Below are 14041 nucleotides of genomic sequence, written 5' to 3' on the forward strand. Positions count from 1 at the left end.
TCATAACTTAATCATTATAGCAGCATTTTTGAGAAAATTGATGGTGATAGTGAGCGGGGTGCCCGCTCTTAGCGTACCAAAGTGGGAGATGCTGAAGAAATGATTGGGTCGATCAAAAGCCTTCTGATCGCCCAAACGGAATCACCCGGTCAGCGGCCCGATCATGATGGGCCAAGGCCACCATGCGCGCTAGATCGGCCTGTTTGAATGGCTTGTCGAGCCTCAGCCGTTTTGTGGCGCCGGTGGGCAGTTCAGCATATCCCGTGATGATGATGACGGGCAAGCCGGGATGGCTTTCAGTCAGGGCGTCCGCCAGTTGCGCTCCCGTCATATGAGGCATTGCGTGGTCGGTGATGACAAGATCCACGTCACCCTCTGTCAGCATTCGTAGGGCATCAACTGCTGACCCTGCCTGAAATACGGCATGTCCCAATTCCTCGAGCATGCCCGCCGTGTTTGTGAGAACCAAGTCATCGTCATCGACCGCCAATATGACAAGCGGCTGATCTGTGGGCTCAACGATGGTCGGACTTTGGCACTCGTCCTCCTCCGCGTCGATCTCATCAGCAGCCACTGGGAGCCAGAGTGAGACAGTCGAGCCCTGTCCCGGCTCGCTTGAGATGATCAGCGACCCGCCGCACTGCTGGGCAAAGCCGTGGACCATGGAAAGGCCGAGGCCAGTGCCCTTGCCTACGCCTTTGGTGGTGAAGAACGGCTCACGAGCCCGAGCGAGGGTATGTTCATCCATGCCTTCCCCCTCGTCGATGACCGAAAGGCGGACATAATGGCCACAGGGTAAATCAGGCCGTTGTTCGGCCGTAAGATGAGCCTCGGCACCTTCGACAATGATCCGGCCTCCGTCCGGCATCGCATCGCGAGCGTTCACGGCAAGGTTGAGCAGCGCCAGTTCCAGCTGCGCTGGGTCCGCATGCGCGGCGCTGAGGGACAGGGGGAAACGAGTCTCTATTGTCACAGTGGAGCCCAAGGTCGATTTCAGCAACCCGGCCATGTTTCGCACCAGGGCGATGCAATCGATGCTGGCCAATTTCAACTCCTGGCGCCGGGCAAAGGCTAGCATGCGCTGGGTCAAGATGGCCCCGCGATCGGCCGCGGTCATCGCATTGTCGATATAGCGCGAAATGTCGGCTCCGGTTTGTAGCCGCTGCCTTGCAAGGTCCAGGCTTCCCATGATGACGGCGAGCAGGTTGTTGAAATCATGAGCGACGCCGCCCGTCAGCTTGCCGATCGCATCCATCTTCTGCGATTGGAAAATGGCTTCACGCGCTTCTTCCAGTGCCAGTTGAGATTCCCGTCGCTCGGTTAGATCACGCGTGATCTTGGCAAAACCTATGAGGTGGCCCATGGGATTGCGAATGGCGTCGATGACGACGTTGGCCCAAAAGCGCGACCCGTCCTTGCGAATGCGCCATCCTTCCGCTTCAAAACGCCCTTCTCGGGTTGCTGTTTCAAGAGCGCGGGATGGTATCCCGGCCATGCGGTCTTCTTCCGAATAGAAGCGGGAGAAATTCTGGCCCAGTATCTCGTCTGCGGTGTATCCCTTGAATCGCTCTGCGCCCGCGTTCCAGCTTGTGATGGTGCCCACGGGGTCGAGCATATAAATCGCATAGTCGGTGACGCTTTCCACCAGCAGGCGGAAGCGCTCTTCGCTTGCCCGTAGCGCTTCATCGGCCACCCGCCGTTCCGTCAGGTCGCGCGTCACCTTGGCAAAGCCAATCAACTTGCCTGCGGGGTCGCGGATGGGGTCGATGACGACGCTTGCCCAGAAGCGCCCGCCATCCTTGCGCACGCGCCATCCTTCGGCTTCGAACCGCCCTTCGTGTTCCGCTGTTTCGAGCGCAAGGGCAGGGATGCCCGCCGCCTGATCTTCCGGGGTGTAGAAGCGGGAGAAATGTTGGCCGACAATCTCTTCGGCCTCATATCCCTTGAACCGGCGCGCTCCTGCGTTCCAACTAACGATCGTGCCATTGGTTGAGAGCATGTAGATCGCGTAATCAGTAACGCTCTGGACAAGCAATTCGAAGCGGTTTCCAGAGTCCTCCGGCGCCGCCGTGTTCATAAGTTCCCCATTAAGTTATTGTATCTTATCAAAACGGACAAACACCCCGAACGGTTCATCGTTCCGTTGGTGAGCTGTCAATCTACCACCCAGCCTATATCGCTCTATTAACTAAAGCATATTTTTGAGGGGTTTGAGGAAAAGAGTCCACGCGGGGAGCTTTTCAGCGGGGCTGAGGGAGGTCGTTGACCTTCCCCGGATCAGCCGCTAATCCCGGCGGCGTCGCGGGTGTAGCTCAATGGTAGAGCTTTTGCTTCCCAAGCAAGTGACGAGGGTTCGATTCCCTTCACCCGCTCCACTCTTGCATCAGCCGACCTGCCGCTTGGCGAGCTTTCTTGCCAACGTCCTGCGATGCATGCCGAGGCGGCGCGCTGCTTCGGATATGTTGAAGTCGCTGTCCTTCAACACCTCATGAATATGTTCCCACTCGAGCGTCTTGATCGATGTCGGACGTGGGGCGAGGGGCGTCGATGGGTCGCCGGTCGACCGGGCGAATGCTGCTTCGATGTCATCCGTGTTTGAAGGCTTGGCGAGATAATGCGAGGCGCCGAGTTTGATCGCCTCGACAGCGGTCGCGATGCTTGCGAAGCCGGTCAGGACGACGATCAGCATGTCAGGATCATGGGCATGAAGCGTCTGGACGCAAACCAGGCCGGACTCAGATGCGAGCTTGAGATCGACTACTGCATAGTGGGGACGGTGTTTCTCGAGCAGGGCGAGAAGGGTGGCATGGTTGTCAGCGGTCAGGACCTGATAGCCGCGCCGTTCAAAAGAGCGCTTGAGCGTTTTGGCGAAGGCTTCGTCATCCTCGACAAGGACCAGCAGCCGGTCATCCTCCATTGGGCAACTCCTCTTCGAAGGCGACTGTGCTGAGCGGAAGGCGGAGCAGGATGAGTGCGCCGCCGTCTGCGCCGTTGCTGGCGGAGACGTTGCCGCCGAGTTTTCGGACCACGTTTACGACCAGGAAGAGGCCGAGGCCGCTGCCTTGCTTGCCTTTGCTGGAGCGGTAGGGTTTGCCGAAATCGGCGAGCATCTGTTCGCTGAAGCCCTTGCCATTGTCGCGGACGGCGATGTTGAGTGAGTTGCTATCGCGACCGACGAGTAGGTCGATGTAGGTGGCACCTGCTTCGCGGGCGTTGTCGAGGAGGTTTGTGATGGCTTGGCGGATAACGGGATCGGCGATGATGCGGGGGTAATCGTGGGGGCCGAAATCGCAGCGGAGGGGGATGGTGGGATTGGTGGAGCGCCAGCTTTGGGCGATTTCAAGAATGAAATCGCGAATTGGCGTGACTTTTGGAGCTTCGCCTCGGGCTTCGCCGGAGGAAATGAGAATGCCTGTCAATATCTGTTTACAGCGTTGGACGGCTGCCTGCATCTCGCCGACCTCCTCGAGAAGCGAGGGGTGCGCAGTGATTTCGGGCATGTGGCGCCAGTCGCCTAGCACGACCGCGAGTTGGGAGAGGGGGGTGCCGAGTTCATGGGCCGCACCTGAGGCGAGGAGGCCCATGCGGACGATATGTTCTTCCTCCGCCGCCTGCTGGCGTAGCTGGGCGAGATAGGCTTCGCGGGCCTGGAGGTTTCGGGTCACCCGGCTCATGAAGAGGACGAGCAGCACCGCGATCATGGCAAGGCAAATCCAGGTGCCGAGGATGTGGAGGTCGAAGAGGTGCCCCTCCAGTGCGTCGGTAAGCTCCAGTGGCCGATAGACGACGGACAGTATCGCGGCGCAGAGCAGCGACAGAAGGACGATGCCCCAGATGCTCCAACGGTCGAGCAGCACCGCGCCCAGCGCCACTTGAAGCAGGTAGAGCGCGATGAAGGGATTGGTCGCGCCGCCGCTGAGATACAGTTGGGTTGTCAGCAAGAGCACGTCAAAGACGAGCGCCAGAAACAGCTCGATATGCGCAACGTCGGTACGGCGGCGCAGCGTTGCGAAGGTGGCGACATTCACCGCTGCGCCGATCGACGCGACCAGCAGCATGGCGGCGACGGGCAAGCTGATCCCCATGCCCCAATGCACGAAGAGGATCGTCGCGACCTGTCCGGCGATCGCGATCCAGCGAAGCTGGGCGAGCAGCGCCATATTCTTGCGCCCGGCCGCGTCCGCTGGCCATTGGCTGGGCAGCAGGCGGGCGCCGGTGGAAAGCCACCGCTTCAAGACCGTCTTTCCTTCCATTCATGGCGCATGACGAAGATGTAAGCGCCAGCCGCCATCGCCGCCAGCGCGAACCATGTGAGAGCGTAGGAAAGATGGCTGTTGGGGAAGGTCAGGACGGTCAGGCCGCCAATGGGCAAGGATGCTGGCGGGGCGTCGCGTTCGGCATCGATGAAATAGTTGGCGACCGGCTCGCGAAGCTGGCGCGCTGCGGCGATGGCGCCGATGTCGCGTGAGTACCAGCGGTTCGCGGCGGGATCATTGCTGCGGAGGAAGCCGCCGCCCGGTTCGTTGAGGCGCATGAGGCCGGTTATCTGGACGCTCCCTTCTGGCCGTGAATAGCTGTTCCGCGCATCAGGCGGGATGAAGCCGCGGTTGACGAGCAGGGTGAAGCCGCGATCGGTCATGAGCGGAGTAAGCACCCAGAAGCCCGCCCCCCGAACCGTCGAAGCCTGCACCAAAGTCGCGCGGTCGTGCAGGAAATGGCCGGTAGCGAAGACCCGGCGATAGGCGTCGTCGGCACTGGCCGACGCGGGTACGGGGACGGGGGCGGCGTGGACGCGGCTTTCGACCTTTTCGATCAGGTCGCGCTTCCAGGCGAGGCGATGGATTTGCCAGACGCCAAGACTGACCAGCCCCGCGACCGCCAGGGCGGCGGCCATCGAGAAGATGATCAGGAACCCCGCCGAGCGACGGCGGGGTCGGGGGTCTGTCACGGCATCTGGCTCATGTCATGCACGCTCATATCCATTTGCGGCATCATATTGTGGTTGAGATGATACATGACCCAGATGGACCCGGCGAGCGTGATGACGACCAGCACGATCGTGAAGATCAGCGCCAGCATCGTCCAGCCGCCTTCCGAGCGGGTGTTCATGTGCAGGAAGTAGATCATGTGGACCAATATCTGCACGACCGCGAAGCCCATGATGGTGAAGGCGGTCAGTTGCGGATCGCCCAACACTCCCGTCATGACGAGCCAGAAGGGGATGGCCGTCAGGATCACTGACAGGCCGAAGCCGATCATGTAGCTGCTGAAGGTGCCATGGGCAGGGGCGTGCCCATGATGATCGTCGTGATGGCTGTGGTCGTGCGCGCTCATCGCAGCATCCCCATGAGATAGACGAAGGTGAAGACGCCGATCCAGACGACGTCGAGGAAGTGCCAGAACATCGACAGGCACATGAGGCGGCGCTGGTTGGCGGGGATCAGGCCCTTTTTGGCGACCTGCACCATTAGCGTCACCAGCCAGATCGTGCCGAAGGTGACGTGCAGTCCGTGCGTGCCCACCAGCGTGAAGAAGGCCGACAGGAAGCCCGAACGCATCGGGGTCGCGCCTTCATGGATGAGGTGCGCGAACTCGTACATCTCGATCGACAGGAAGGCGAGGCCGAATAGGCCCGTGATAGCCAGCCAGCCCTGTGTCGCGGCCACCTTGTTCTTTTCCATCGCCAGCATGGCAAAGCCATAGGTGATGGAGGAGAAGAGCAGCATCGCGGTGTTGAGCGCGACGAGCGGCAGGTCGAACAGGTCCTTCGGGCTCGGCCCCGCCGCATAGCTGCCGCCCAGCACCGCATAGGTGGCGAACAGGCAGGCGAAGATGAGGCAATCGCTCATCAGGTAGATCCAGAAGCCCAGCATGGTGCTGGACCCTTCCGGATGGTGGGGCTCATGTTCCAGATGGAAGAGCGGGTTGCCGTCCTTGTCGAGGAAAGCGGCGTCTACGGTGGGTGCGCTTGCCATGATGGTTCAGCCCTGCATCGCGAGGCTGCGCGTGCGCTCGCCCTCTGTGCGCTCGACCACATCCTTGGGGATGTAGAAGTCGCGCTTGTAGTTGAAGGTGTGGCCGATCGCGACGGCGAGGATGCCGATGAAGCTGAGGCCTGCGAGCCACCACATGTACCAGATCATGCCGACGCCGAAGGCCACCGACAGGCCTGCGATGATCACGCCGGTGCCGGTGTTGCTGGGCATGTGGATGGCTTCATAGCCCGAGAGAGGCCGCTGATAGCCGCGCTTCTTCATGTCCGCCCATGCGTCGCCATCATGGATGACGGGTGTGAAGGCGAAATTATAGTCGGGCGGCGGCGAGCTGGTCGCCCATTCGAGGGTGCGGCCGTCCCATGGGTCGCCGGTCGTGTCGCGCAGCTTGTCGCGGTTGATGATGCTGACGGCGAACTGGATGAGCATGCAGGCGATGCCTGCCGCGATCATGAGGGCGCCGAGGGCCGCGATCTGGAACCAGATTTGCAGGCTTGGATCATCGAACACGCGCATGCGGCGGGTGACGCCCATCAGGCCGAGGATATAGAGCGGCATAAAGGCGACCCAGAAGCCGACGACCCACAGCCAGAAGCTGCGCACGCCCCATGTCCGGTCGAGCTTGAAGCCGAATGCCTTGGGCCACCAGTAGTTGATCGCCGCGAACAGGCCGAACAACACGCCGCCGATGATCACGTTATGGAAATGCGCGATCAGGAACAGCGAGTTGTGGAGGACGAAGTCGGCGGGCGGCACCGCAAGCAGCACGCCGGTCATGCCGCCGACCGTGAAGGTCAGCATGAAGGCGACCGTCCACATCATCGGCAGCTCAAAGCGGATGCGGCCGCGATACATGGTGAAGAGCCAGTTGAAGAGCTTGGCCCCGGTCGGGATCGAGATGACCATCGTCGTGATGCCGAAGAAGCTGTTGACGCTGGCGCCCGAGCCCATGGTGAAGAAATGGTGCAGCCAGACCAGGTAGCTGAGGATCGCGATGACGACCGTCGCATAGACCATCGAGGAATAGCCGAAGAGGCGCTTTGACGAGAAGGTCGAGGTGACTTCACTGAACACGCCGAACAGCGGCAGGATGAGGATGTAAACCTCCGGATGGCCCCAGATCCAGATGAGGTTCACGTACATCATGGGGTTGCCGCCCATGTCGTTGGTGAAGAAGGCCGTGCCGACATAGCGGTCGAGGCTGAGCAGCGCGAGAACGGCGGTCAGGACCGGGAAGGCCGCGACGATCAGGATGTTCGAGCAGAGCGACGTCCAGACGAAGATGGGGAGCTTCATCATGCTCATGCCGGGTGCGCGCATCTTTACGATGGTTGCGATGAGGTTGACGCCGGATAAGAGCGTGCCGATCCCTGCTATCTGGAGGCCCCAGATATAATAATCGACGCCGACTCCGGGGCTGTAGGCGATGCCGGAGAGGGGTGGGTAGGCGAGCCAGCCGGTGCGGGCGAACTCGCCCACGAACAGCGACATCATGGTGATGACGGCGCCTGCCGTGGTCATCCAGAAGCTGAAATTATTGAGGAAGGGGAAGCTGACGTCGCGCGCGCCGATTTGAAGCGGGACCATATAGTTCATGATCCCGGTGATCATCGGCATCGCCACGAAGAAGATCATGATGACGCCGTGCGCGGTGAATATCTGGTCGTAGTGATGCGCGTTCAGATAGCCTTCCGAGCCGTTGAACGCCCATGCCTGTTGCAGGCGCATCATGAGCGCATCGGCGAAACCGCGCAGGAACATGATGAGGCCGAGGATCATGTACATGATGCCGATGCGCTTGTGGTCGACGGTCGTGAACCAGTCGCGCCACAGCATGCCCCAGAGGCGATATTTGGTGACAAGGCCAAGGACCGCAGCGCCGCCGATGACGACCGCGACGAAGGTGCCCATGACGATCGGCTCGTGGATCGGAACGGCGCTCCAGTCGAGGCGGCCGAAGATCAGTTTCCAGATGCCGCTGTTTTCGGATGCGGGATGAGGGGACATGGGGGTCAGGGCCTTGGGAGGGAGGGGGAGGAGATTTTCTTGAGCCCCTCCCCTTGAGGTTCAAACGAGGCACGTGACTCGTTTGAAGGGTTGGGGTGGGGGCTGGCCGGGTAGCGCAGCGCTTGGGGCGAAGCCCCACCCCCGGCCCTCGAACGGAGTCGCGTGCCTCCGTTCGACCTGAAGGGGAGGGGTGAATTAGTGATCAGTTCAATGCCCATGATGACCGCCTGCATGTCCATCGGCATCCTTCTGCCCCGGAGCCTCATGGCCTTGCGCAGCAGGCGTGCGCTCGGCGGCTGGCGTCATGCCGACGGGTTGGGCGATCTCACCCTTCTTGCCGGATTCGACGGGGTGAAAGCCGCCGACATCGATGGTGCCGTCATGGCGCAAGCCTTCGGTATCGCGCGCCGATTCCTTGCCGCCGCCGCCCATCATGTCGGTCATCATGACCTCATCCATGCAGCGCTTGCCGGGCTGGGCGCACATGTTGAGTGCGGCGTGGAAGAGCTTTGGCTCGACGCCTGCGAAATACATGGGCGGCACTTTTTCGCTCGGCTGCTCCAGCTTCACATAGGTGGCGCGGTCGAGTTTTGCGTTGCTGGCCTTCACCTGCGCTACCCAGCGGTCGAAACCGGCCTGATCCATCGCCTTGAAGCGGAAGCGCATGTGGGAGAAGCCTGCGCCGGAATAGTTCGCCGAGAAGCCTTCGAAATTGCCGGGCTTGTTGGCGACGGCGTGAAGGACCGTCTGCATGCCGGGCATGGCGTAGATCTGGCCGGCCAGCGCGGGCACGAAGAAGCTGTTCATGAGCGTCGCGGAGGTGATCTTGAACTCGATCGGCTGATCGATGGGCGCGGCGAGTTCATTCACCGTGGCGATGCCGAGTTCGGGGTAGATGAACAGCCATTTCCAGTCGAGCGCGACGACTTCGACCTGGAGCCGCTTGGTGGTGGGTTCGACCTTGCGCTCATGGTCGAGGCGCTCGATGGGACGATAGGGATCGAGCAGGTGGGTGCTGGTCCAGGTGATGGCGCCAAGCGCGATGATGATCAGCAGCGGGGCGGACCAGATCAGCAGTTCAAGGCTGGTCGAATGGTCCCAATCGGGATCATAATCCTTCGCCTGCGCCTTTTCCCGGTAGCGCCAGGCGAACCAGATGGTCGTGGCCATGACGGGCAGGATGATGAGCAGCATGAGCAGCGTCGAAATGACGATCAGGTCACGCTGCTGCACTGCGACATCGCCCGCGGGGGACATGACCACCCAGTTGCATGCGCCGAGCGGCAGTAGCAGCAAGGGCGCGAGTCGGCGCAGAAAAGCTCGGGAAAAGGGGCGAGGGCGTGCGGTCATGAAGCCCGGATAAGGGGGATGCTTGGCGATCGACATTGGACCTTTTGTCCTATCCCCTCGCAGGCGCAAAATGGGGCAATGGCCTTTCGACCACCGGGGCGATTCGCTATGCTGCAACGATGTTTGGCATGGATCGTTCCCGCAGCATGAAGGCCAGTCCAGACCGATGAACGCCGCGACCACCACGCCATCCTCCACGCAGATGGAGCGCGACGCACGCCTTGTGACGGCGCGGGACCATAAGGTCGCGCCGGGCGAGATTGCCATTGGCGTGATCATCGGGCGGACGTCGGAATTTTTCGACTTCTTCGTCTATGCGATCGCGTCGTGCATCGTTTTTCCGGCGCATGTCTTTCCCTTTTTGAGTCCGCTGGCGGGGACGCTGTGGTCCTTTGCCATCTTCGCGCTGGCGTTTGTGACGCGGCCGATCGGGTCGTTCATCTTTATGGCTGTGGACCGGGCCTATGGGCGGGGGGTGAAGCTGACCATCGCGTTGTTCCTGCTGGGGGGATCGACGGCGTTTATCGCCTTCCTGCCGGGATATGAGACGGTGGGCATCTGGTCGGCGGTGCTGCTCGCGGTGTTGCGGGCGGGGCAGGGGATTGCGCTGGGCGGGACGTGGGACGGGCTTGCGTCGTTGCTGTCGCTGAACGCGCCGCAGAACAAGCGCGGCTGGTATGCGATGATGCCGCAGCTGGGCGCGCCCCTGGCGCTGGTGGTGGCGAGTGGGCTGTTCGCTTTCTTCCTGTTCAATCTGTCGCGGGCTGATTTTCTGGATTGGGGCTGGCGCTATCCCTTCTTCGTGGCGTTCGCGATCAATGTGGTGGCGCTGTTCGCGCGGTTGCGGATCGTGGTGACGCATGAGTTCGAACGGCTGTTCGAGGCGCGTGAGTTGCAGCCTTCGCCGGTGCTGGAGACGGTACGGACGGATGGGCGGAATATCGTCATCGGCGCGTTCGCTCCGCTGGCGAGCTTTGCGCTGTTTCACATGGTGTCGGTGTTCCCGCTGTCGTGGATCGCGCTTTATACGAAACAGCCACTGGAGCGCTTTCTGGTGATCGAGGCGATCGGGGCGAGCGTGGGCGTGCTGGCGATCGTCGTGTCGGGGTTTGTCGCGGACATGGTCGGGCGGCGCAAGCTGCTGGCGTGGTCAGCGCTGGGGATCGGGATATTCAGCATCGCTGCGCCGCTGCTGCTCAATGGCGGGGAGCTGGCCGAGATCGCGTTCATGATCCTGGGGTTCATGCTGCTGGGATTGAGCTTTGGGCAGTCTTCGGGCGTGGTGGCGTCCAACTTCTCGACGGCTACGCGCTATACGGGGTCGGCGCTGACATCGGACCTTGCGTGGCTGGTGGGGGCGGGCTTTGCCCCGCTGGTGGCGTTGGCGCTGTCGGTCACGTTCGGTTTGGCGGCTTCGGGCGCTTATCTGTTTTCCGGCGCGGTTGTGACGGGGCTGGCATTGTTCATCAACAAGGAGCTGGCGGGCAAGGACCGCTAAGCGGCTGCCTGCCTCATCCGCGCTAGCGCCTTGCGGTCGAAAAACCCGGTGGGACCGGAGCGCGGGGCGAGGTGGGGGAGCCATGCGGCGTAGAGGCTGCGCAGTTCGCGCGGCAGGCCGTCAGGTCCTTGCCTACCCATGATGTCGGACACGATGCGGTTCTGGAAGAAGCGCAGCGAATAGTTGGTCATCCGGCGATATTGCATGCGCCAGCTTGCAGGGTTGGTGAGGCGGACGGGTTCGCAGAGGAAGCCTGCCTCTTCGCATGGCGCGACACGCTCACGCTGCCATGCGGTGTCGGTTTGCAGATCGGTATGAGCCCAGGCCGCGACGAGGCCGTCGTCACCGATCAGATCGTTGGGCAGGCGCAAGGCCCGCGCGCGGATGCGGTTCACGAAATGGCCCGAGAGGGCGTAGAGGTCGCCGAAGAGACCGCCGTCTGTTGACAGAAGGTGGCGGTAATGCGCGGCCATGCGGCCATTTAGCGGCATGCCCGCCGCCGCGTTGATCCCGTCGCCTCCTACCGCTGCCACCAACGCGTCGATGGAGCCGGGGGCGATCTGGGCGTCGCCGTCGAGGAGGATGACGGCTTCGTCGGTTCCGTCCAGCAGATCATGGATCAGGTGGTTCCATGTTCGCGATTTGCCGCCCTGGGCGATGTCATGCACGCGGACATTGGCGCGTCCGGCTGTGATGTCGCGGGCGCGGGAGGCGGAGGCGTCGGTCGAGCCATTGACGAGGACATGATAGACGGTGTCCGCCCGGTCCAGCGGGAGCGAGGCGAGGCAGGTGGCGATCCGCCGCTCCTCCTGATGGGCGAAGATGCCGACGGCGATGCTCATGATGTCAGCGGAAGTCCCAGCCTTGTTGGCCATGGTCGACCTGATCAAGGCCCTCTGCCGCTTCCTCTGCCGTTAGACGCATGGGCAGTACGACCGATAGCAGCAGCGCGACGATAGAGGTTCCCGCCATTGACCAGAGGGCGGCGGCGATGACACCGGCCAATTGGCTCAGCATGGCCGCTATGAGGCTGATGTCGCCTTCGAAACCGACGCCGCCAAGGAAAGGCTGAACGAAGAGGGGCAACAGCAGAGCGCCGATCAGGCCGCCGAGCCCATGCAGCAGAAACACCGACGCCGGATCATCGACGCCGCGTCCGAACGTTGCCTTTGCGATGCGGCAGAGAAGCGCGGCGACAAGGCCGATCAGCATTGCGCCTCCGGGACCCGAAAGAGCGGCCGAGGCAGATATGGCGGCGAGACCAGCGACGGCGCCCGACATGATGCCGGTGGCGCTGATGCGGCCGGTCGCGGCGCGATCCGACAGTGCCCATGCGAGGGCGCCCGCGCAGGCAGCGAAATGTGTGTTGAGGATGGCCGTGGCGGCATTGTCCGTGGCGCCAAGAGCCCAGCCGCCGGAAATGCCCGCCCAGCCGACCCAGATCAATGCGCCACCCGCGAGGCTGAGTACAGGTGCGTGGCTCGTGGCGGCATGCCGGGGGCGGCGGCCGAGGATCAGGGAGAGTGCGAGCGCTGAAAAGCCTGCGCTCATGTGCATGACGAGGCCGCCGGAAAAGTCGATGACGCCGAGCGCTGCAAGCCAGCCGCCGCCCCAGATGCCATGAACCAGCGGGGCATAGACGATCAGCAGCCAGAGCGGGGCAAGGGCCGCCATCCAGCCGAAGCGCGCGCGTCCCGCCGTGGCGCCGGGGAGGAGGCATACGGCAAAGAGTGCCAGGGCCATCTGGAACAGGACGAAGGCGGATTCGGGAACGGTCAGCCCAGCCTTCAGGGAGCCGAGGTTGGCGAGTAGGAGGTTCGCTCCGCCGCCCAGCCATGCGCTGCCCGGTGCGAAGCTGAGGCTATATCCGGCGATGGCCCAAGCGAGCGATGCGCCCGCCGCGACGACGAGAAGCTGGGTGCTTGCCGACAGTGCGCTTCGCACATTGACGAGGCCCGCGTGGCGCAGGAGCAGGCCCGGAAGCCCGGCGAGCAGTATGAGGAGGGCGCAGAGGATCATCCAGGCCGTGTCTCCGCTGTCCGGGACGGCCACCGCTACCTGTGCTTCTGCCGTTTGGGGCGAGGCCATGAAGAGGAAGAGGAGGAGGGCACGAGCGAACATGGGACGATCCGATATGTCTGGTGCCCTATGGTCTATGGGGTGGCGGTAAACACTTTGATAAGGTTAGTGGGGGTGGGGATGTGGGGGCGGGGTTTTCAAGAAAGAGAAGGGGCTTCGACAAGCTCAGCCCGAACGGGGTTGCGTGATCGCGACAAAAGCCCCGGCGCGCTAGAGCATGCTCATATGTGAGTGATCGTCACCCCGGACTTGATCCGGGATCCCGCTGCCTCGGCTGCGTCAGAAAAGGAGCGGGACCCCGGGTCGAGCCCGGGGTGACGGAAAATCAGCCTTAATGCCGATGCTTCCGTGTAAGACGATCAAGCTCTAATAGGCTTCGCCACCGCAGGAGATGCGGCCCGTGCCGCGATTTTCGACCTGGCAGGCGGCCTTGCCGACTACGGTGACGTCACCCGAGCCTGATGCCGATATCTTGGCGGTCACGTCTGCGGTCAGGGCGACATTGCCGGGGCCGTCATTGCTGACCGTTGCCTGGCGGACGCGCAGGCCATCGGCAGCTACGGCGCCCGGACCATTTACCCGCACTGTCGCTGTTGCGGCTCGCCCGGCCAGCGTGGCGCGGCCTGCGCCGGCGAGGCCGAGGCTAAGCTGATCGAGGTCAACCGCCGCGACGCTGACGTCGCCATTGCCGCCAAGCACGATTTCTCCGCGCAATCCCTTCATCCGACTGACCGAGATGGAGCCGCCGCCCGTCAGCACCAGCCTTTCAAGCGTGCCGGTCGAGAGCCGGACGGTGGCACGGCCGCCGCTTTTCTCGCCGGGTTGGGCGCGGTCCATCCTGATTGTCAGCAGACGCCCCGATACATCGATGTGCAGCCGTTCGATCAGCGATTGGTCGCCATCGACTTTGGCGGAAGCGCCAGCGCCGGTGGTGATGATCACCTCCACCGGCGCATCGACCCGGATGGCGTCGAAGCTGGTGATGGTATAGCCGCGCGTTGCAGCCATGGCCGGTAACGGTAGCAGCGAAGCGGCTACTATCATGAGGTGGAGGGGCTTTCGCGATCGACCTGTCATGATGCCGCCCTACCGCAAAACGCTTTCGACAAAGTTG

12 protein-coding genes and 1 tRNA gene are annotated in these 14041 nt (G+C 62.5%); 2 read left to right on the plus strand and 11 right to left on the minus strand.

The features are described 5' to 3' along the window. Positions 1 to 112: 112 nt before the first annotated feature. Entirely contained in the window at positions 113 to 2077 is a 1965-nt protein-coding gene (locus tag ACYU81_RS12505) for a hybrid sensor histidine kinase/response regulator (RefSeq protein ID WP_460987876.1), read from the minus strand. Between the two features lie 224 nt (positions 2078 to 2301). Between ACYU81_RS12505 and ACYU81_RS12510 the strand changes: the two genes are divergently transcribed. After that, positions 2302 to 2375 (plus strand) — tRNA-Gly (locus ACYU81_RS12510). 8 nt (positions 2376 to 2383) lie between these two features. Here the strand turns inward: ACYU81_RS12510 and ACYU81_RS12515 are convergent. The 7 genes from ACYU81_RS12515 to cyoA all read right to left on the minus strand — a co-directional run bounded on the left by ACYU81_RS12515 (position 2384) and on the right by cyoA (position 9350). Beyond that, complete coding sequence (locus ACYU81_RS12515) at positions 2384 to 2917, minus strand: response regulator transcription factor (RefSeq protein WP_460987877.1); 534 nt, start codon at positions 2915 to 2917, stop codon at positions 2384 to 2386. After that, entirely contained in the window at positions 2907 to 4235 is a 1329-nt protein-coding gene (locus ACYU81_RS12520) for an ATP-binding protein (protein WP_460987878.1), read from the minus strand. The genes ACYU81_RS12515 and ACYU81_RS12520 overlap by 11 nt, the downstream gene beginning before the upstream one ends. Next, a complete protein-coding gene (locus tag ACYU81_RS12525; RefSeq protein WP_460988186.1) occupies positions 4232 to 4894 on the minus strand; it encodes an SURF1 family protein in 663 nt (220 codons plus the stop codon). The genes ACYU81_RS12520 and ACYU81_RS12525 overlap by 4 nt, the downstream gene beginning before the upstream one ends. Before the next feature lie 50 nt (positions 4895 to 4944). Beyond that, on the minus strand, positions 4945 to 5334 hold the full coding sequence (gene cyoD / locus ACYU81_RS12530) for a cytochrome o ubiquinol oxidase subunit IV (RefSeq protein ID WP_460987879.1): 390 nt from the start codon (positions 5332 to 5334) through the stop codon (positions 4945 to 4947). Continuing rightward, a complete protein-coding gene (cyoC, locus tag ACYU81_RS12535; RefSeq protein ID WP_460987880.1) occupies positions 5331 to 5975 on the minus strand; it encodes a cytochrome o ubiquinol oxidase subunit III in 645 nt (214 codons plus the stop codon). Before cyoC ends, cyoD begins: the two co-directional genes overlap by 4 nt. Positions 5976 to 5981: 6 nt before the next feature. Further along, complete coding sequence (cyoB, locus tag ACYU81_RS12540) at positions 5982 to 8000, minus strand: cytochrome o ubiquinol oxidase subunit I (protein WP_460987881.1); 2019 nt, start codon at positions 7998 to 8000, stop codon at positions 5982 to 5984. Between the two features lie 207 nt (positions 8001 to 8207). After that, a complete protein-coding gene (gene cyoA / locus ACYU81_RS12545) occupies positions 8208 to 9350 on the minus strand; it encodes a ubiquinol oxidase subunit II (RefSeq protein WP_460988187.1) in 1143 nt (380 codons plus the stop codon). 166 nt (positions 9351 to 9516) lie between these two features. On the opposite strand from cyoA, the gene ACYU81_RS12550 reads away from it, so the two are divergent. Continuing rightward, complete coding sequence (locus tag ACYU81_RS12550; protein WP_460987882.1) at positions 9517 to 10848, plus strand: MFS transporter; 1332 nt, start codon at positions 9517 to 9519, stop codon at positions 10846 to 10848. Here ACYU81_RS12550 and ACYU81_RS12555 read toward each other — a convergent pair. The 3 genes from ACYU81_RS12555 to ACYU81_RS12565 form a co-directional block, all read right to left on the minus strand. After that, on the minus strand, positions 10845 to 11690 hold the full coding sequence (locus ACYU81_RS12555; protein ID WP_460987883.1) for a glycosyltransferase family 2 protein: 846 nt from the start codon (positions 11688 to 11690) through the stop codon (positions 10845 to 10847). The two genes, ACYU81_RS12550 and ACYU81_RS12555, sit on opposite strands and share 4 nt — an antisense overlap. A gap of 4 nt (positions 11691 to 11694) precedes the next feature. Next, positions 11695 to 12969, minus strand: a complete 1275-nt coding sequence (locus ACYU81_RS12560; RefSeq protein WP_460987884.1) for an ammonium transporter — start codon at positions 12967 to 12969, stop codon at positions 11695 to 11697. A 324-nt stretch (positions 12970 to 13293) separates the two neighbouring features. Next, positions 13294 to 13971: a head GIN domain-containing protein gene (locus ACYU81_RS12565; protein ID WP_460987885.1), complete on the minus strand. Its 678-nt coding sequence runs from the start codon at positions 13969 to 13971 to the stop codon at positions 13294 to 13296. Positions 13972 to 14041 lie beyond the last annotated feature (70 nt).

The sequence above is a fragment of the Sphingobium sp. TomTYG75 genome, assembly GCF_054771635.1.